Annotated in this window: 14 protein-coding genes; 8 read left to right on the forward strand and 6 right to left on the reverse strand. The window is 72.3% G+C overall.

The genetic code is table 11. The annotated features are described in order from the left end of the window. Nucleotides 1-4,779 carry a CHAT domain-containing protein gene (locus OG943_RS18705; RefSeq protein WP_328611068.1) on the reverse strand — a complete coding sequence of 1,593 codons (4,779 nt, stop codon included), beginning with the start codon at nt 4,777-4,779 and terminating at the stop codon, nt 1-3. Nucleotides 4,780-4,951: 172 nt separating this feature from the next. After that, on the reverse strand, nt 4,952-6,232 hold the full coding sequence (locus OG943_RS18710) for an MFS transporter (RefSeq protein ID WP_328611069.1): 1,281 nt from the start codon (nt 6,230-6,232) through the stop codon (nt 4,952-4,954). A 64-nt stretch (nt 6,233-6,296) separates the two neighbouring features. Here OG943_RS18710 and OG943_RS18715 point away from each other — a divergent pair, with 64 nt between their 5' ends. Next, a complete protein-coding gene (locus OG943_RS18715; protein WP_328611070.1) occupies nt 6,297-6,689 on the forward strand; it encodes a MerR family transcriptional regulator in 393 nt (130 codons plus the stop codon). Nucleotides 6,690-6,786: 97 nt separating this feature from the next. Here the strand turns inward: OG943_RS18715 and OG943_RS18720 are convergent, their stop codons facing one another. From OG943_RS18720 to OG943_RS18730, 3 genes are all read right to left on the reverse strand, one after another. After that, nucleotides 6,787-7,149: an MmcQ/YjbR family DNA-binding protein gene (locus OG943_RS18720; protein ID WP_328611071.1), complete on the reverse strand. Its 363-nt coding sequence runs from the start codon at nt 7,147-7,149 to the stop codon at nt 6,787-6,789. Nucleotides 7,150-7,367: 218 nt separating this feature from the next. Next, nucleotides 7,368-9,527, reverse strand: coding sequence for an excinuclease ABC subunit UvrB (gene uvrB, locus OG943_RS18725; RefSeq protein WP_328611072.1), 2,160 nt, complete (start codon nt 9,525-9,527; stop codon nt 7,368-7,370). 119 nt (nt 9,528-9,646) lie between these two features. Beyond that, nucleotides 9,647-10,927, reverse strand: a complete 1,281-nt coding sequence (locus OG943_RS18730) for a DUF5685 family protein (protein ID WP_328611073.1) — start codon at nt 10,925-10,927, stop codon at nt 9,647-9,649. Nucleotides 10,928-11,054: 127 nt separating this feature from the next. On the opposite strand from OG943_RS18730, the gene OG943_RS18735 reads away from it, so the two are divergent. The 7 genes from OG943_RS18735 to OG943_RS18765 all read left to right on the forward strand — a co-directional run bounded on the left by OG943_RS18735 (nt 11,055) and on the right by OG943_RS18765 (nt 18,464). Next, the gene (locus OG943_RS18735) at nt 11,055-11,573 is read left to right on the forward strand and encodes a DUF402 domain-containing protein (protein WP_328611074.1); all 519 of its coding nucleotides are present in this window, start codon (nt 11,055-11,057) and stop codon (nt 11,571-11,573) included. A gap of 133 nt (nt 11,574-11,706) precedes the next feature. After that, a complete protein-coding gene (locus OG943_RS18740; RefSeq protein WP_328611075.1) occupies nt 11,707-12,612 on the forward strand; it encodes an ABC transporter ATP-binding protein in 906 nt (301 codons plus the stop codon). A gap of 13 nt (nt 12,613-12,625) precedes the next feature. Further along, a complete protein-coding gene (locus tag OG943_RS18745) occupies nt 12,626-13,363 on the forward strand; it encodes an ABC transporter permease (RefSeq protein ID WP_328611076.1) in 738 nt (245 codons plus the stop codon). A 2-nt stretch (nt 13,364-13,365) separates the two neighbouring features. After that, complete coding sequence (locus OG943_RS18750; RefSeq protein ID WP_328611077.1) at nt 13,366-14,874, forward strand: glycosyltransferase family 39 protein; 1,509 nt, start codon at nt 13,366-13,368, stop codon at nt 14,872-14,874. Nucleotides 14,875-14,977: 103 nt separating this feature from the next. After that, nucleotides 14,978-16,495: a glycosyltransferase family 39 protein gene (locus OG943_RS18755; protein ID WP_442874741.1), complete on the forward strand. Its 1,518-nt coding sequence runs from the start codon at nt 14,978-14,980 to the stop codon at nt 16,493-16,495. After that, complete coding sequence (locus OG943_RS18760; RefSeq protein WP_328611079.1) at nt 16,492-17,841, forward strand: sensor histidine kinase; 1,350 nt, start codon at nt 16,492-16,494, stop codon at nt 17,839-17,841. The genes OG943_RS18755 and OG943_RS18760 overlap by 4 nt, the downstream gene beginning before the upstream one ends. Continuing rightward, the gene (locus OG943_RS18765; RefSeq protein WP_328611080.1) at nt 17,838-18,464 is read left to right on the forward strand and encodes a response regulator transcription factor; all 627 of its coding nucleotides are present in this window, start codon (nt 17,838-17,840) and stop codon (nt 18,462-18,464) included. Before OG943_RS18760 ends, OG943_RS18765 begins: the two co-directional genes overlap by 4 nt. On the opposite strand, the gene thrS is transcribed toward OG943_RS18765, so the two are convergent. After that, nucleotides 18,461-19,756 (reverse strand): threonine--tRNA ligase, encoded by a 1,296-nt coding sequence (gene thrS, locus OG943_RS18770; RefSeq protein WP_328612094.1) that lies wholly within the window; start codon nt 19,754-19,756, stop codon nt 18,461-18,463. The two genes, OG943_RS18765 and thrS, sit on opposite strands and share 4 nt — an antisense overlap. Between the last annotated feature and the right edge of the window lie 19 nt (nt 19,757-19,775).

A 19,775-nucleotide genomic window follows, 5' to 3' on the forward strand; every position in this document is an offset into this window, starting at 1 on the left:
CTACGGGCCACTGTGGATCAGCGCGGCCCACAGATCGGGCCGGTCGGGGTACTCGGCGCGCAGGTCGTGGGTGACGCGGTGCAGGATCGTGGCCGCGTGTTCGGCGATGGGTGTGGTGGGCAGATGGCGGTAGAAGGCGGCTGATGCCGCGGCCGCGACGCTGTCGTTGAGCGGCCAGAGGCCGGCGATAACGTGCCGGAACCCGGCGAGGTGAAAGGCGGACGCCAGATGCAGCGCCTCGTCGACGTTCCGGGTTCCGGGGTGCGCGGTGGAGCACGCGGACAGGTAAGCCAGTTCGGCGTGAGCGAGGCGGAGGCGGGCGATGCCCGGCAGCGGCAGAACGCCGTCGTACAGGCATAACCCGCTCTGGGCGGGGGCCGAGAGGTCGGCGCTGGCGTGGCAGGCGAAGTGTGTCCAGGTCGCGTCCTCCAGCGCAGCCAGGACCCGAGCGGCTGTGGCGTCCTCTCCGGTCAGCGGCGACGTGCTCGGATCGCGCGCGAGCAGGGCGGCGGCCTCCGCGGCGGTGCCCGGCAGATCGGGCAGCCCGGGAGTACTGGCGAGGGCGACGGTGAGCTGGCGGCGGGTGGTCGCCGACGGCCGCCCCCGGGCGTGGGCGAGAGCGCGGATAGTCGGTGTGTACGAGGACACGACCAGGTCCAGGGCTCCGGGACGGCCGGGGTGACCGGCGGCGTGCAACGGGAACAGGCCGAGCAGCCCGGTCGGCATCCACCACACTCGGGGCAGCGCGTCGTCCGGGGTGACCAGGGTGTCGAGGATCGGCGCGACGGCCGCGTCCCACAACCAGGCGAGGACGTCGGCCAGCACCCGCTTGGCCCGTAGCGCGCCCGACAGCGAACTCCCGTTGTGGTTGGCCGCCAACAGTTCCTGGGCCCGGGACTCCACTTCGGCGAGCGTGAGGTCCGGCAACGCGACGCCGATGGTGGTGTCTCCGGTGACGACGATCGCGTCGCTGCGGTACCGGCCGGCGTTGACCACCACGATCGTGCCGCCGGCCGCCGCGGACTTCAGTTCGGCGATCCGGGGCGGCAGCTGGAACCGCGCGAAGCCGGGCTGGCTGCGGATTTCGGCGAGCAGCGTGTCGTGCTCGGCCCACCGTTGCCTGCGCTCCCGGATGTCGCCGGCCGCGCTGTCGACGATGTTGAGCCGGTCCCGGATCTGCTGGAATCGGCCGGCCAGCCCGGGATGGGCCTGGCCGAGGTCGGTGAGATCCGTGCGGGTGTCCATGGCGGCGGCGAGGACCGCGCCCCGGCCGAGTTCGGCCGCCTCCACGGCACCGGCGGCGTCGCCGAGGGCGCAGTGCGCGGCCACCGCGTCCCCCACCAGTTCGCCCCGGTACTTGCCGACCTGGTAGTCCTGGTCTTCCCAGCGGCCCTCGCGAGGAACCACGAGCGGCACCATTTCCACCGCGGAGTCGAACAATTCCACCGCGATGGCGTGCTCGTTCATCGCGTGCGCGAGCCGCCCGACCTGGCCCGCCGCGTAAAGCCGCTGGGCCGGCGACGCGGTCGTCGCGCGGGCAACCTGCGTTGCCAGGTCTCGCAGTGTCGTCTGGTCGACGGCCAGGCCGGTTTCGTGCAACCGCCGCAGATAGGCGTCGCCGAGGTGGCCCAGATATGCGCAACGCACGGGATGGTCGGGAGCGCAGGTGGCAACGGCCTCCTCGAACAATTCGATGGCCCGGTCGAGGTCCGGCGACCGCAGATCGCGCTCGAATCGCAGCAGATGGCCCTGGGCGAGATTGGCCAGATTCCCGCCTCGGTTGACCTCGTTCCCCAGGTGTTCTTGGGCGCGTTCGCCCCACTCGATGGCCCGGTCGAGATCCGCCGGCACCCCGGTCCGGCGAAACCGGACGCTGTGGGCGATGCCGAGGTTGGCGAGGTGCCCGCCGTGGGTGGCGGGAGTGACCGACCACGCGGCCGTCACCGCTAATGTCCCGAGGTCGATGGCGCGATCGAGATCCGCCAGGGAATCGGTGCGCTCGAACCGGATGCGGTAAGCGATACCGAGATTGGACAACGCGGCGGCGTGACCGCGCTGGCCGGCCGGCAACCCCGCCAGGCCCTGTTCGCCCAGCTGGATGGCCCGCCGCAGGTCCGCCAGCACCCCGTCCCGCTCGAACCGCCGGAAGTAGGTGAGGCCGGCATCGCCCAGCGCCATCGGGTGTTCGGGGTCGCTCGCCGGCATCGCCTCCAGCGCGCGCTCGCCCAGTTCGACGGCGTGATCGAGGTCGGCCGCCGTCCCCAGCCGCTCGAACCGGGAGCGATAGGCGATGCCGAGCTTGGCCAGGACGTCGCCCCCGCGCTGGGGATCGTCCTCCGGCAGGGCCCCGGCGACGTGCTCGAGCAGGTCCGTGGCCCGCCGCAGGTCCGCCGCCGTCTCGGTGCGCTCGAACCGCAGCCAGTAAGCGAACCCGAGCGCCGACATGAGCGCCAGGCTGCTCGGATCGTCTACAGTGGACACCAGATGTTCGTACAACTCGATGGCGCGATCGAGGTCGGCCCGCGTACCAGTGCTCCGGTACCGCTTCTCGTGGTTGAGGGCGAGGCTTGTCAGCATGGGCACCGGGCCGGTGCCCATGGCGTTCAGTGCCTGCTCGAACCGGTCGATGGCCAGATCGAGATCCGCCGGCGCGCCGGTCCGTTCGAACCGGGTGTGATAGGCGGTGCCGAGGTTGGACAACATTGCCGAACGGTCGGGGATGCCGGTCGCGGCGGCGGCCACGGCCTGCTCGCCGCGCTCGATCGCCTGGCCGAGATCCGAGAGCGCTCCGGTGTGCCGGAATCGCTGCTGGTAGCAGACGCCGAGGTTGGACAGCAACTCCGTGCGTTTGGGATCGTGCGTGGACATGGCGGCGAGTGCTTGTTCGAACAAGCCGACGGCGCGATCCACGTCCGCGGGCACCCGGCTGAGGGCGAAGCGCCGGTGACAGGCCCGGCCGAGATCGGACAGGAACACTGCCCAGTAAGGGTTTTTGTCGTCGGCGGCAGTGATCGCCGTCGCGCCCAGCTCGATGGCGCGGTCGAAATCCTCCAGCGTCTGCCGGTGCTCGGCCCACCACAGGAGGCACACGAACAGCCAGTACAGCCGTTCCAGCCGCTCCGGATCGCCGGCCACCGTGGCGTCGACGCCCTGTTCGCACAGTGCGATCGCGGGTTCCAGGTCGGCCGGCGCGCGGGTCCGCTCGAACCGGCGGAGATGGACGGTGCCGAGGCAGCAGAGCAGCGAAGCCCGCCCGGGAGAATCGGCGGGAACCGCGGCCAGAGCGGGTCCGCCCAGCTCGATCGCCCGGTCCAGATCCGCCGGCGACCCGGTGCGCTCGAACCGCGACCGGTAGGCCTGGCAGAGGTTGACCAGCGGCCCGGCCGGGTCGCGGCGGTCGATGACGGCCAGCGCCGCTTCGTTCATCTCGATGCCGCGGTCGAGATCCGGCTGCGCGCCGGTGCGCCCGAATCGCAGCAGGTAAACCACACCCAGCGTGGCCGGGATGACGGAAGGGTCGAGGTAGCCGCTCGCCCCCGCCGTCCGGGCTTGTTCGCCGAACTCGATCGCGCGCTGGAGATCGTCCAGCGCGCCCGTGCGCTCGTACCGCTGGTGGTAGGACGTCGCGAGGTTGAACGCCATCGGTTCGCGGTCTTCGCCGGGTGCGGCGGCCAGGGCTTGCTCGCCCAGTGCGATCGCGCGGGCCAGGTCGGCCGGCGCGCCGCCGCGGTTGAACCGTTTGCCGTAGGCACCGCCCAGGTCGGACAGGTACATCGCGCGAGCGGGGGCGTCGGCCGGCAGGACGCCGACCACCGGCTCCATCAGCTCGATGAACCGTTCCAGGTCCGCGGGCAGGCCGCGGAACTGGCAGGCGTACGCGAGGCCGGTCTGCACGAGTGCTCGATCGGGATCGTCGCCCCGCATGACGGTGAGGGCTTGCTCCCCCAGGTCAATGGCCCGGTCCAGATCCGCCCGGCTGCCGGTGCGCTGGTACCGGGCCTGGTGGGCGTCGGCGAGATTGGACAGCGCCTTGTCCCGGTCGGGGCTGTCTCCGGACGTGGCGGCCAGCGCCTGCCCGCCCAGCTCGATCGCCCGGTCGAGGTCCGCCGCCTGCTCGGTTTGCTCGTACCGCCGCAGGTAGCAAACGCTGAGGTTGCCCAGTTTTTCGATGCGATCCGGGTCATCGGCCGGGGCGGCGGCGATGGCTTGCTCGCCTACCTCGACCGACCGCGTCAGGTCGGCCGCGTTGTGGTAGAGCTCGTGCCGGGCGAGGTAGGCGAGGCTGAGGTTGTAGAGCAGCAGCGGCCGGCTGCCGTGGTCGGCGGAGACGGCGCCGGTCAACAGGATGATGGCCGCGTCGAGCAGGTACGGGTCGTCGACGGCCTGGCCCTCGCGAGCCAGGTCGAACGCGATCTTCCCCTGGACGACGGGATCAGCGTCCGGCCCGAGCACCTCGCGCATGTTCTCGGGAAGCACAGCCGTGGTACCGGCCAAGGGCAGGAGGTGGACAACGAGGCGAGCCAGCTGCCCGAGCCGGTCGGGACCGGGGGCCAGCACGGAAAAGCGCAGGTAGAACAGCCAGCCCAAGGTGTGGGAAGCCACGGCCAGCCGCTCCTCGTCCGCGGGCGTGACGTGGACGGCGTCGGGCGGCTGGGCGGCCCGCCACAGTTCCGAGGCCTCGGCCGCCATCGAGTCGCTCAGCAGCTCGTCGGCCTGGCCCTGCTGCTGGCAGACGGTCAGGCGCTGCCGGAACCCGCGCACCAGGTCGTCGAATGACATCGGTCCCCCATGCCGTCCACGTGCGTGCCGATGGGCGACAGTATCGCGGTGGGCGGGTTGTCGGCACCAGAATGGGCCGAGTGGGACCGCCGGTCTGGGATCTGCTGGCGCAGAGAGAAGTCCTTGCTGGAACTCCTGCGCTGGCCGGCCGGGACCGATCAGGAATGCCGTACTAGGCGGCGGTGGTCCGGGCCCGCGGAAAACCGTGGCCCCGGGCCGAAACCACCACGGCGAGCACGGGGGCCAGCAGCACCAGCACGGTCCACGGGAAAACGCGCGCTCCGAAGGCGTCGAGCAGGATCCCGCCGGCCACGCCGCCGGCGGCCATCGCCGCGTTCCACAGCGTTACGAGCATTGCCTGGGCGGCGTCGGCCTGCTCGCCGCCCGCGTCGGCGGCGGCGGTCTGCAGGAGCGTCGGGACGCCGCCCCAGCCGAGGCCCCAGAGCGCGGCGGCGACGTAGACGAGTGCCGGGCTGCCGCCGGTGAGGGCGAGGACCGCGGCCGCCACCGCGACCAGCACGGCGCCGGCGAGGGTGAGCACCCGCAGCCGCCGGTGGATGTGCGCGCCGACCACCGCGATGCTCACCAGCGAGGCGAGGCCGAACACGAGCAGCACGAGATCCGTTTGCCCGCCCAGGCCCAGCGTGCTCAGGAAGGTGGCCACGTAGGTGTAGAGGATCGTGTGTGCCAACACGAAAACGAGCGTCACGGCCAGTACCGGGGTGACCCCGGGGACGGTGAGGGCCCTGAGCACCGGCGCCTTCTCGTGGCGTCGCCCGGGCCGGTCCGGGACGAGCGCCGCGATCCAGGCGATCGTGCCGACAGCGAGCACCGTCATGGCGAAGAACGGCGCGCGCCAGCCGAACGCGTCGCCGGCGAACGTCCCGGCGGGCACGCCGAACGACAACGCGACCGGGATACCGGTCATGACGAGCGCGATCGCCTTGCCCCGCAACGGTTCCGGCGCGAGCCCGCGCGCATACCCGGCGAGCAGCGCCCACGCCAGCCCGGCCGCGACCCCGGCCACGAAGCGGGCGGCCATCGTCAACGGGTAGCTCGCCGAGACGGCAGTGACGGTGTTGGCCACGGCGAAGCCCGCCATCGCGGTGAGAAGCAAACGCTTGCGGCCCCAGCCCGAGGTGGCGGCGGACAACGGGATGGCGGTGAGCGCGGTGCCGAGCGCGTAAACCGTGACGGCCTGCCCCGCCGCCGGCTCGCCGACGCCCAGCCCGGCGCTCAGGCCGGGCAGGACGCCGGCGGGCAGGGTCTCGGTGAGGCTGGTGAGGAACACGGCCGTGGCCAGGGGCAGGAGGGCACGGGTGGGGAGCTGGTGGTTGAGCTTGCGGTCGGGCTGGTGGTTGGGCTTGCGGTCGGGCTTGTGGTCGGGCTGGTGGCGGAGTTTCTCGGGGAGGTTGTGGTCGGGCTGGTGGTGGGGCGTCTGGTGGACTCGCATGGTCGTATGCTCAAACCATCACATGGATGTGAGGGTCAATCCGGCGACGAGTGAGGCGGCGCACATGCGCATCGGGGAGCTGTCCGCGCGGACCGACACACCACGTCGGCTGCTGCGCTACTACGAGGAGCAACGGCTGATCGTGGCGAGCCGCTCCCCCAACGGCTACCGCGAGTACGACGAGCCGACCGTCGACCGCGTGCTGCAGATCCGCGGCCTGCTCGACGCCGGCCTGCCGACGCGGATCATCAAGCAGATCCTGCCCTGCCTGGGCAAACCCCGCGCCCTCTACTTCCCCGACGCGACCCCGGAAATGATCGCGACGCTGGAACACGAGCTCGACCGCATGACCACCCGCATCACCTGCCTGACCCACAACCGCGACGCGATCGGGGAATACCTGGACGCGGTCAGGGACGGGAATCCACCGGACGTACTCGTCGACGCACCGGCCTGACGCCTGACGCCGCTCCCTGAATAGCAGGACGGCGGCGGCGAATGCTCGCAGTGTGTCCTTTGTGGATTGCGAACGTCCACGGCGGCGGAGCGAGGGTTCAGGGGCGGCGTGACTTCGGCAGCTTGGCCACTACCGCGTCGTAGGAGGCGTCCAGCAGTTCTGCCAGCTCGGCGGGCGGCACGGCGGCGGAAGCAGCGCCGGCGGTGAGGGCGACGCTGTTCCAGCCATAGCGGCCAAGGTAGGCCATCACCGAGACCGCGGACGGGTGGCGGGCCCGCAGTTCCGCGGCCTCCTCCTCGGTGGCACCGCACTTCAAGCCGACTGAGGGCGGGTCGTCCTGGCCGATGAAGGCGAAGGCCTTGCCGCCGACCTTCGCCACGAGGACGTGGTCGCCGAAGGGGTAGGTCTCCTCCGCGCCCGGCTTAGCCAGGCAATAGGCGATCACGTCCTCGACGGTCATGGGCTTGGCGGTCACGTGCGGCCGCCGCTCATGGGCTCGACTGCCACGCGCGCGGCAGTCACGTGCGCGGCAGTCACGTGCGCGGCAGTCACGTGCGGGACGGCCGCAGGCGCGGCGGTCACGCGCGGACGGCGGTCGCGGGAGCGGCGGCCGTCGCGGGAGCGGCGGCCGTCAACGGGCCGGCACCGATCGCGGGCCGGGCGGCGGCAGGCGGCGGCTCACTTGATTCCCGCGGCGTCCATTCCGCGCAGTTCCTTCTTCAGGTCGGACACCTCGTCGCGCAGGCGGGCGGCCAGTTCGAACTGCAGGTCGCGGGCGGCCTGCATCATCTGGTCGGTCATCTGCTGGATCAGGTCGGCCAGCTGGGCCCGCGGCATGCCCGACACGTCCTTGTCGACGAGCATGCCCGAGCTGCGGACGCGGTCGCCCTGTTCTGGTTTCTTGCCGCGTGAGGAGTTTCGGCCTGAGCCGCCGACGGCGACCGTTTCCTCGGAGTCCTCGGCTTCGCTGTAGACGCGGTCGAGGATGTCGGCGATCTTCTTCCGGAGTGGCTGCGGGTCGACGCCGCGCTCCTCGTTGTAGGCGACCTGCTTGGCGCGGCGGCGGTCGGTCTCGTCGATGGCGTGCCGCATCGAGTCGGTGATCTTGTCGGCGTACATGTGGACCTCGCCGGAGACGTTTCGCGCCGCGCGGCCGATGGTCTGGATCAGCGAGGTGCCGCTGCGCAGGAATCCCTCCTTGTCCGCGTCGAGGATCGCGACCAGCGACACCTCCGGCAGGTCGAGGCCCTCCCGCAGCAGGTTGATGCCGACGAGCACGTCGTAGTCGCCGGCCCGCAGCTGGCGCAGCAGCTCGACGCGGCGCAGCGTGTCGACCTCCGAGTGCAGGTACCGCACCCGGATCCCGAGCTCCAGCAGGTAGTCGGTGAGGTCCTCGGACATCTTCTTGGTGAGCGTGGTGACCAGCACCCGCTCGTCCTTCTCCGCGCGCTCGCGGATCTCGTGCACCAGGTCGTCGATCTGGCCCTCGGTCGGCTTCACCACCACCTTCGGGTCGACCAGGCCGGTCGGGCGGATGACCTGCTCCACGAACTCGCCGCCGGCCTGGCCCATCTCGAACGGGCCCGGCGTCGCCGAGAGGTACACCGTCTGGCCGATCCGGTCGGAGAACTCCTCCCAGGTCAGCGGCCGGTTGTCGGTGGCGCTGGGCAGCCGGAAGCCGAACTCGACGAGGTTGCGCTTGCGCGACATGTCGCCCTCGTACATGCCGCCGATCTGCGGCACCGTCTGGTGCGACTCGTCGATGACCAGCAGGAAGTCTTCCGGGAAGTAGTCGATCAGCGTGGCCGGCGCCGAGCCGGACGGCCGCCCGTCGATGTGCCGCGAGTAGTTCTCGATGCCGGAGCAGAACCCGACCTGGCGCATCATCTCGATGTCGTACGCCGTGCGCATGCGCAGCCGCTGGGCCTCCAGCAGCTTGCCCTGGCGCTCCAGCTCGGCCAGCCGCTGCTCGAGCTCCGCCTCGATGCCCTTGATCGCCCGCTCCATGCGCTCCGGGCCGGCGACGTAGTGCGTGGCCGGGAAGATCCGGACCTCGTCGATCTCGCGCACGATGTCGCCGGTGAGCGGGTGCAGGTAGTACAGCTTCTCGATCTCGTCGCCGAAGAACTCGACCCGGATGGCCAGCTCCTCGTACGCCGGGATGATCTCCACCGTGTCGCCGCGCGCGCGGAACGTGCCGCGGGCGAACGCGATGTCGTTGCGCGTGTACTGCACGTCGACCAGCGCGCGCAGGAACACGTCGCGGTCGAGCCGCTCGCCGACCTTCAGCATCGAGGACCGGTCGAGGTAGGACTGCGGCGTGCCCAGCCCGTAGATGCAGGACACGCTGGCCACCACGATGACGTCACGGCGCGAGAGCAGGTTCATCGTGGCGGAGTGGCGCAGCCGCTCGACGTCGTCGTTGATCGACGAGTCCTTCTCGATGTAGGTGTCCGTCTGCGCGATGTACGCCTCGGGCTGGTAGTAGTCGTAGTAGCTGACGAAGTACTCGACCGCGTTGTGCGGGAACAGCTCGCGCAGCTCGTTGGCCAGCTGCGCGGCCAGCGTCTTGTTCGGCGCCATGACCAGCGTGGGGCGCTGCACGCGCTCGATCAGCCACGCGGTGGTGGCCGATTTGCCCGTGCCCGTGGCGCCCAGCAGCACGATGTCCTTCTCGCCCGCCCGGACCCGGCGCTCGAGCTCGTCGATGGCCGCCGGCTGGTCACCGGCGGGCTGGTAGTCGCTGATGACCTCGAACCGGCCGCCGGACCGGGGGACGTCGGAGACCGGCCGGAAGTCGGACTGGGCGAGGACGGGGTGTTCGGTTGCGAAAGCCACGAGAACCAGAGTAAGCCGACCCACCGACAGTTTTCAGTCGCGGAGTCGGTGAAGGGCCCGCGACCTGCGGCGAAAGGGGTTTCAGGCGGTCCCGCGGACGCCCGCGCCGCCTGGCCCGTTCAGCAGCTGCAATCACAACCACAGCAGTCACACCCGTCGCACCCATCACATCCGCCGCAGTCACAGCCGCCACAGTCGCAGTCCCAGGAGCCGTGGGGCTTGCCGCTCCACGGGCCCGGGAACGGGTCGCGGCAGCAGAACTGGCAGGAGCAGCACATGTACGTCGCGACCAGGCAGCCGAACGCGACCCCGCGCCGGCGCGGCGGCAGTGCGAACTTCGGTGTCCAGCAGCCACCCCCGTCGCCGTTCTCCGGGCCGCGGCCGCGGCGCTTCGACGGCGGCTGGCCCGGCGGCTCCGAACCCGGCTGACCCGGCGGAGTACTCGCTGGCGCAGCCGGGTTCGCGCCCGAGTGCGACTCGCGGTGGTACGGGAACCCGTCCGGCGACTGCAGCGGCCCCGGCCCGATCCAGCCGGGCGGCGGCTCCTGCCGGTGCCCGAACGCGCGGCGCACGGCCTGGCGCAGCTCGTGCACCAGCAGCGCGTGCACCAGCGCGGGCTCGGTGAACTCCGCCTCGCGCAGCGCCAGCTCCACGCCGAGCACGGCGCCGTCGACCAGCCGCCGGGCCTCGGCGAGGCTGGTTCCGGTGGCGGACAACGGGTTCCAGCCGCCGTCGGCCTCGTCCGCGGCCTGGTCCTCCACCGCGTCCAGCAGGTGCGCGACGCGGCCGAACAGGCGGCCGGCCTCGGCGAGCGGGGCGGCGTTGGCCGGGCGGCCCGCGAGCACGGCCGTCTGCGCGAAGGCCGCGGACGCCGCCAGCTCGGCCGGCTCCGTCACCAGCAGCACGGAGTCGCCCGCCCGCGCCGCGCGTTCCAGCTCGCCTTGCCGTCCGACGGCCTCGGTGAGCACAGCCGTGTCGAAGCCGACGCGTAAGCCGGTGCGGCCGCCCTGCACCGCCCACCGCCGCGCGACGCGCCGGGCCGCGCCGGCGACGGGACGGCGGCCGAACGCGCCGTCACCGTCCTCGACGTGGTCGCCGACCTTCGCCGAGGCCAGCACCAGCGACACCGCGGCCGCGAGCTGCGCGCCCTCGCCCCGCGCGACCGACGTCGTCCGCATGCCCCGCAACGGGCACGGGCCGGCCTGGCGGCGTCCGCCCGCCCGCGGCGCCTGGGCCTCGACGAGGGCGGACACGACCAGCCCGTCGTAGTTCGTCACGACGCGCGCGAGCTGCCCGTGCTCGTCGCGCAACGCCAGGCAGAGGCCGCACAGGTGAGCCAGCCAGTCCGCGTGCAGCCGCGCGGACAGCCGGTGCCGGCACGGCCGGATGATCCCGAACAAGAGCCCCCCAAGTAAGTCCGGTGCACCCTAGCCAGCCGTGCACCCGGCCGGGTGCGGGTTGACCGATCCGTGACGGGCCCGGGTGAGAAACGTCCGGTTTCACCGCCGCGCAAGGCAAGATGAGCGGATGACCGACCTGCACCCGCCGAAGGTGGAGACCTTCGACCCGGCCGCTCGTGTCAACATCGACCCCAAGGGCGTCACGCGGGAGGTGGAGGAGTTCCGCGAGGAGCCGTTCGGCCTCTACCTCGCCCGTCCCACGCCCGGGCGCGCCCAGTTCCGCTACCTCGAGTCCTGGCTGCTGCCGGAGCTGGGGCTGCGCGTCACCGACTTCTGGTTCAACCCCGGCCACGAGCGGGACCAGGACTTCTACCTCGACGTGGTCCGCGTGCGCCGCGACGGGGCCCGCTGGATCGCCACCGACCTCTACCTCGACCTGGTGCTCAAGGACAAGGTGTCGGTACGCGTGATCGACAACGACGAGCTGGTCGCGGCCGTCGCGGAGGGCCTGCTGCCGCAGTCCGAAGCCGAGTACGCGCTCGAAGCCACGTACGCCGCTGTCGAGGGCCTCGCCGGGCACGGTTACGACCTCGCCGCCTGGCTGTCCACAAAGGACGTCACGCTGACCTGGCGGCGGCACCCCTAGCCGCCCGCATCCACCGATCGGTGGATGCCCGCCGCCTGCTGGTGGAGCCGGGTTCTGGCCGTTCCGGCGATCCGCGCGACCCCTTCCCCACGGGAGTCTCTTCTCGACGAACCGATCGAGAGGGGAGGGCGCGATGCCGGTCATCGAAGTCCAGGGCCTGCACAAGCGGTACGGCGCCAAAGTAGCGGTGGACGACGTCTCGTTCAGCGTGGAGCGCGGGGAGATCTTCGGGATCCTCGGGCCCAACGGCGCCGGCAAGACCACCACGGTGGAGTGCCTGGAGGGGCTGCGCGTCGCCGACGGCGGCACGCTCTCGGTGCTCGGCCTCGACCCGCGCGCCGACCGGGGCGAGGTGCGCCAGCGCGTCGGCATCCAGCTCCAGGAGAGCCAGCTGCCCGACCGGCTGCGGGTCCGCGAGGCGATCGACCTGTACGCCTCCTTCTACCGCACGCCCGCCGACCCGGAGAAGCTGCTCGCCACGCTGGGCCTGGCCGACAAGCGCGACACCGCGTACAAGAAGCTCTCCGGCGGACAGAAGCAGCGGCTCTCCATCGCGCTCGCGCTCGTGGGCAGCCCGGAGATCGCCGTGCTCGACGAGCTCACCACCGGCCTCGACCCGCAGGCGCGGCGTGACACCTGGGACCTGATCGAGGCGGTGCGCGACCGGGGCGTGACGATCCTGCTGGTCACGCACTTCATGGCGGAGGCCGAACGGCTCTGCGACCGGATCGCGGTGATCGACTCCGGCCGCGTGGTCGCCATCGACACGCCCGCCGGGCTGGTCGGGCGGGTCGACGACGAGCAGCGCATCCGCTTCCGCCCGTCGGCGCCGGTCGACGTGGCGCAGCTCGATTCGCTGCCCGACGTGCTGAAGGTCGAGCGCCACGGTGAACGGCTCGTGGTGACCGGGCGCGGCAACGCGCTGCACACCGTCACGTCGTTCCTCGCCCGCAACCAGGTGATCGCCGGCGAGCTGCGAGTGGACCAGGCGGATCTCGACGACGCGTTCGTCGCGCTGACCGGCCGGAAACTGGACTGAGGGGACCACACAGATGCTCACCAAGATGACCGCCGTGGAGGCGAAGCTGTTCCTCCGCGACCCGGGCGCGCCGGCCACCGTGATCGGCATCCCGCTCGCCCTGATCCTGGTGTTCGGGTTGATCCCGGGCACGAAGAACCCGAGCGCGCAGTTCGGCGGTCAGTCGCCGTTGTCCACGCTGATCGCGCCGATGGCGGTGGCGATCGTCATCGCGATGCTCGCGGTGACGCTGTTCCCGGCCGCGCTGGCCGGCTACCGCGAAAAGGGCGTGCTGAAACGGCTTTCCGCCAGCCCGGTGCCGCCGGCCCGGCTGCTGGCCGCGCAGCTGATCGTGAACCTCGTGGCCGCCGTTGTCGTGATCCTGCTCGTCGTGGGGGTGGGCAGGATCGCGCTCGGCATGGCGTTGCCGCTGAATCCGGGCGGCTTCGCGCTGTCGGTGGTGCTGGGCGCGGCGTCGCTGTTCTCGGTGGGCCTGCTGGTCGCCGCGTTCGCGCCGACGGCCAGGGCCGCGAGCGGCATCGGGGCGCTGGTGTTCTTCCCGATGCTGGCGCTGGGCGGGGTGTGGGTGCCGAAGGAGCAGCTGCCGGTGTTCCTGCAGCACGTCGCCGACGTCCTGCCGCTCGGCGCGACGATCAACGCCCTGCGCGAGACCGCGGCGGGGCACGCGCCGGAACTGCTGCAACTGGGCTCGATGGCCGCGTTCACCGTGGTCTGCTCCGTGCTCGCCGCCCGATTCTTCCGCTGGGAGTGACGATGACCGCGACCGCTACCACCGTCCCGGCGACGCGCGCCGTGGCCCCGTTCGCCCGCAAGCCCGTGCTCGTCCTCGCCGCCCTGCTCACCGCGCTGCTGGCCGTCACCGCGAACCGCTACGGCTACATGGGCGACGAGCTGTACTTCCTCTCCGCCGGACGCCACCTGGCCTGGGGGTACGTCGACCAGCCGCCGCTCCTGCCGCTGCTGGCCCGCACGATGGACGCGCTCGTCCCCGGTTCTCCGTTCGTGCTGCGGATCCCGGCCATTCTGGCGATGGCCGCCGCGGTGCTGTTCGCCGCGCTGATCGCCCGCGAGTTCGGCGGCGGGGCCAAGGCGCAGACCCTGGCCGCGGCGACGCTGGCGGTGTCGACCCAGTTCGTCGGCAGCGGGCACTACCTGGCGACCTCGACGCTCGACCCGTTCCTGTGGACGGTGCTGCTCTGGCTGCTGGTCCGCTGGGTCCGCACCCGCGCCGACGGCCTGCTGGCCTGGGCGGGCGTGGTCACCGCGCTCACGCTGTACACGAAGTTCCTGATCGGCGGCTTCTGGCTGGTCGCCGGGATCGTGTTCCTCGTCTTCGGCCCGCGTGAGCTGTTGCGCCGGCCGAAGCTGTGGCTCGGCGCCGCGATCGCCGCGGCGGCGCTGGTCCCGACGCTCGTCTGGCAGGCGACGCACGGCTGGCCGCAGCTGGGCATGGGCGAGGCCGTCTCGCGGGAGGTCAGCGACTATCTGGGCGGACGGGTGGCGTGGCTGCCCGAGGCGCTGCTCGTCGCCGGATTGCCGATCGGGGCCGTGCTCCTTTGTTACGGCCTGTGGCGGCTGCTGCGCTCGGAGCGGCTGCGGCCGTACCGCTTCGTCGCCTGGACCACGCTGGGGCTGGCCGTGGTGTTCGTCCTGGCCAACGGCCGCGCGTACTACATCGCGGGGATGTTCGCGCCGTGCTGGGCCGCGGCCGCGGTCGAGCTGGAAAGCGGCCGGGCTTCCCGGTGGTGGCGCTGGATCGCGACCTGGCCGGTGTACCTGCTGGCCATCGTCCTCACGGTGCCCCAGTCGTTGCCGGTGTGGCCGCAGGCGTGGCTGACGGAGCACCCGGCGCTGCCGAGGTCGATCCTCGCGTCCGCCGAGATCGGCTGGCCGGAGACGGCGCGCTCGGTGGCGGACGCGTTCGCGAAGGTCCCCGACCCGGCCCACACCGCCGTGGTCACCGAGTCCTACTGGACGGCGGGCGCGCTGGACCACTACGGCCCCGCGCTCGGCCTGCCCGAGCCGGCCAGCCCGAACCGCGGGTACGCCACGCTTGTCGTGCCGCCGGATTCGGCCCGCGACGTGCTGTTCGTCGGCACCGACCCGCGCCCGCTGCTGGGCCACTTCGCGGATCTGCGCCCGGCGGGCCAGGTGGACACGGGCGCGGCCAAGCCGAGCGTCGAACAGGGCTTGCCGATCTGGCTGGCGAGCGGGCGGCTCCAGCCGTGGCCGCGGATCTGGCCCAGCCTGGTCACCACCTGACGTGGTGTGCCCGGCGCCACAGCGAGCGGCCCGGCGCCGGGCCCGCCCCCGTAGGGTGCGGCTCGTCGGGCCCGAACAGCGGACGGGGAGCAGGATGGAAGCCGTGACCACGGCCGGCGCTCGCGCCAAGCCCACCGGCGACGTCGCGGAGTTCGCACGGCTGCCCGTGACGCTGCTCGCGGCCGGCACCGCGGCGGTCCTGCTCGCCACCGCCGGCCGCTACGGCTACTTCGGCGACGAGCTGTACTTCCTCGCCGCAGGCAAGCACCTGGCCTGGGGCTACGCCGACCAGCCGCCGGTGCTGCCGCTGATCGCGTGGCTGATGAACACGATCGCCCCGGGCTCGCTGGTGGTGTTCCGGGTCCCGGCGATCCTGGTCACTGCCGCGGGCGTAGTGGTGACGGCGCTCATCGCGCGGGAGCTCGGCGGCCGGCGCCGGGCGCAGACCCGCGCGGCCGCCGCGTTCGCGATCTGCGGCCAGTTCGTGGGCAGCGGCCACTACCTCGCGACGTCCACTGTCGACCCGGTGCTGTGGACGGTCGCGCTCTGGCTGCTCGTGCGCTGGCTGCGGACCCGGGACGACAACCTGCTGCTGTGGCTGGGACTGGTCACCGCCGTCGCGCTCAACGTGAAGTTCCTGATCGGCGCGTTCTGGGCCCTGGCCGCGCTGACCTCGCTCGTGTTCGGCCCGCGTGACCTGCTGCGCCGGCCGAAGCTGTGGGCGGGGGCGGGAATCGCCGCGCTGGCCTGCGTTCCGACGCTGTGGTGGCAGACGGCCAACGGCTGGCCGCAGCTCGGCATGGGCGACGCGATCGCCAAGGAGGTCGACCAGGGCGGCGGCCGCGCGGAGTTCGTCCCGGGCCTGCTGGCCGGCGCCGGGCTGGTGACCGGCGCGTTGGGTGTCCTCTATGGACTGACCGTGCTGCTGGGCGCCAAACAGCTGCGGCCGTACCGGTTCCTCGGCTGGACGACGCTCGGGCTCATCGTCGTGTTCATCGTCGCCAACGGGCGGTTCTACTACGCCGCGGGCATGTTCGGCGTGCTGTGGGCCGCGGCCGCCGTGCACCTGGAGAACCGGCAGCCCGCGCTGTGGTGGCGCTGGGTGCCGACGTGGCCGGTGTTCGTGCTCTCCGCGTTGTACAGCCTGCCGTACGCGCTGCCGGTCTGGCCGGCGCAGTGGCTCGTGGAGCACCCCGACGCGCCGCATCCCGCGTACGCCATCGAAGAGGTGGGCTGGCCCGACCTGGCGGACTCCGTCGCCGGTGCGTACCGGCTGCTGCCGCCCGCCGAGCGCGAGCACACCGCGCTCGTCACCGCGGGCTACTGGCAGGCGGGCGCCCTCGGCCGGTACGGACCGGAGCGTGGCCTGCCCGAGGCGTACAGCCCCAGCCGCGGCTTCTGGTACTTCGGACGTCCCGCCAACGACATGGACACCGTGCTCTTCGTCGGCAACGACCCGTCGAAGCTGGCGAAGCACTTTCAGTCGGCGAAGATCGTGGCACGGGTCGACAACCGGCTCGGCGTGCCCAACTCCAGCCGGACCATGCCGATCTGGCAGCTCAGCGGGCGTCTTGACGCCTGGGCCGTGATCTGGCCCCAGCTCAAGGACCTCAAGGCATGAGATTCCAGCGGGCCGACGACGTGAAGGTGGACTGGGGCCGCTCGCTGATGCCGCCGCTCGCGCCCCGGCCGGGGGGCTCGGGCCTGCGATGGCACCAGTGGTTCACCCGGGTGGAGACCGTGTTCGGGTTCGTGCTCCTCGTCGTCCCGGTCCTGCTCACCACGCTGCCCGCGAACCAGACGGCCGGGCACCGGGCGGTCACGCTGGCCCTCGCGGGCGGCGCCGCGGTGTGGCTGCTGCTCACCACCGTGCTGCCGCGCCCCGGCGTGCGCGAGCGCCCGGTGTTCGCCGCGCTGACCTTCGTCGGAGTGGTGAGCTTCGCGACGGCGCTGCAGGCCCGGGAGTCCGCCTTTTTCGTCTTCATGATCTTCGCGTTCTTCGCCGCCATGCGGATGAGCCCGGTGCCTGTGGCGATCCTCGGCGTGGGCGTCACCTCGCTGCTCATCAACACCGTCTCGGTCGGCGGGCCGGTGCACTCGCTGACGACCTCGCCGGGTGTCATGGTGACGCTGATCCTGGTGCAGACGGCGGCGATCGGCGGCGGGGGCGCGGTGTTCGCCGCCGTCGGGCGGCAGAGCCAGGAACGCAAGCGGATGCTCGACCAGCTGGCCGCGGCCGAGGCGGAAAACCAAGGCCTGCAACGGCAACTGCTCACCCAGGCGCGTGAGGCGGGGGTGCTCGACGAGCGCCAGCGGCTGAGCCAGGAAATCCACGACACGCTCGCCCAGGGCTTCACCGGCATCATCACCCAGCTCGAGGCCGCCGCCCAGGCCGAAGCCGACCCGGCCGAGTGGCGGCGGCACCTCGCCACCGCCACCGAGCTGGCGCGGGAGAACCTCACCGCCGCCCGGCGGTCCGTCGGCGCGCTGCGGCCGGAGCCGCTGGAATCGGCGACGCTGCCCGACGCGCTGGCAGAGGTGACGCGCCTGTGGGGCGAGCGCACCGGCGTCCGCGCGGGCTTCACCGCCACGGGCACCGCCGAGGCCCTGCACCCCGAGCTGGAGGCGACCCTGCTGCGCATCACGCAGGAAGCACTGTCCAATGTGGCCAAACACGCGGCGGCGGACCGGGTGGGGCTCACGCTGTCGTACATGAGCGACGAGGTGACGCTGGACGTGCGCGACGACGGCGTCGGCTTCGACCCCGACGCCCCGCCCCCGGCGGAGGGCGGGTTCGGGCTGCCCGGCATGCGACGGCGCGTCGAGCGGCTGGCCGGGACCCTGCACGTGGAGTCCGAGCCCGGCGGTGGCACGGCGATCTCGGTGAACCTGCCCGCCGTCCCGGCTGCGACACTGCCGGAGGGGACACTGCCGGAGGGCATCGAGAACGAGGGGGCGTCCGCGTGACGATCACACTGCTCATCGCCGACGATCACCCGGTCGTCCGCGACGGCCTGCGCGGCATCTTCACCGGCGAGCGCGGTTTCGAGGTGCTCGGCGAGGCCGGGAACGGCAGCGAGGCGGTGGCGCTGGCCGAGTCGCTGAAGCCCGACGTCGTCCTGATGGACCTGCGCATGCCCGGCACCGACGGCGTCGCCGCGATCACCGAGCTGGGCCGCCTCGGCAACCCGGCGCGCGTGCTGGTGCTGACGACCTACGACACCGATTCCGACGTGCTGCCGGCCATCGAGGCGGGCGCGACCGGCTACCTGCTCAAGGACTCCCCGCGCGAGGAGCTGTTCCGCGCCGTCCGCGCGGCCTCTCGCGGTGAAGCGGTGCTCTCCCCCGCCGTCGCCAGCCGGATCATGGGCCAGATGCGCGCGCCGGCGAAGGAACCCTTGTCCCAGCGCGAAATCGAGGTGCTGTCGCTGGTCTCCCGCGGCTCGACGAACAAGGACGCGGCGAAGAAGCTCTTTATCAGCGAGGCCACCGTGAAGACCCACCTGCTGCACGCGTACGCCAAGCTCGGGGTGAAGGACCGCGCGGCCGCCGTCGCCGTCGCCTTCGAACGCGGGCTGCTGGGTTCCTAGCCCCACAGCTCCATTCCCCGGTCCCCGATCCGCTCGGCCACCCGGGCGAGGAACTCGCCGACGGCCAGGGCCGCCACCTTCCGGCCGTCGCGCAGGCGAGGGGCGACCAGCCCACCCGCGGCTTCGGCCGCGCCGAGCACCGCCTGGTACGGGACGAGGCGGCCGGCTCGGACTCGGGCGCCGAGGCTGCCCCGGTCCGGGCCGGCCAGCTCGGCGCGCAGGCCCGCGTCGAGGCACCGTCGCAGGAGTTCCGACGCCTCGGGGAGCTGGGCGTCGGACACCGGCAGGACCAGGACCTGGACCGGCGCGAGCCACGGCGGGAACGCGCCCCCGTGCTCCTCGACCAGCTGGGCCATCGCGCGCTCCAGGCTGCCGAGCACGCTGCGGTGCACCAGCACCGGCCGGTGCGCGGCGCCGTCCGGGCCGGTGTAGCGCAGGTCGAACCGCTCGGGCTGGTGGAAGTCGGCCTGCACGGTGGACAGGGTGGACTCGCGGCCCGCGCTGTCGACGACCTGGACGTCGATCTTCGGGCCGTAGAACGCCGCCTCCCCCGCCACCGCCTCGTACTCCATGCCACTGCTGTCCAACGCTTCGACGAGCAACGCGGACGCGCGGTCCCACTGCTCGGCTGAGCCCGCGTGCTTTCCACCCTCGCCGGCCAGCGAAAGCCGGTAGCGCGCCGGGCGGAGGCCGAGGTCCCGGTGGACGCGCCGGATCAGCCCGAGCGCGCCGTGCACCTCGGCGGCGGCCTGGTCCGGGGTGCAGAACAGGTGCGCGTCGTTCAGCTGGATCGCGCGCACCCGGTTCAGCCCGCCGAGCACCCCGGACAGCTCGGCCCGGTACATCCCGCCCAGCTCCGCGATCCGCAGCGGCAGCTCGCGGTGGCTGCGCGCCCGGGAGCGGTAGACGAGCGCGTGGTGCGGGCACAAACTGGGCCGCAGCACCATTTCCTCGCCGCCGACGGCCATCGGCGGGAACATGTCTTCGCGGTAGTGCGCCCAGTGCCCGGACCGCTCGTACAGCTCGCGTTTGCCGAGCACCGGCGAGTACACGTGCTGGTAACCCGCGCGGCGTTCGAGGTCGCGGACGTACTCCTCCAGGGTGTGGCGCAGCGCGGCGCCGTCGGGCAGCAGGAACGGCAGGCCGGCGCCGATCAGCGGATCGGTGGCGAACAGGCCCAGTTCTCGGCCGAGCTTGCGGTGGTCGGGCATCGTGGTCTCCTCACGGGCGGGAGACGGGTGACCACACGGCGAAGCCCCGGGGCACCCGCCCCGGGGCTTCGCTCTGCTCAGGTGTCAGCGCGCCGGGTCG

This window comes from Amycolatopsis sp. NBC_00345 (assembly GCF_036116635.1).
In the GTDB taxonomy this organism is placed as follows: Bacteria; Actinomycetota; Actinomycetes; order Mycobacteriales; family Pseudonocardiaceae; genus Amycolatopsis.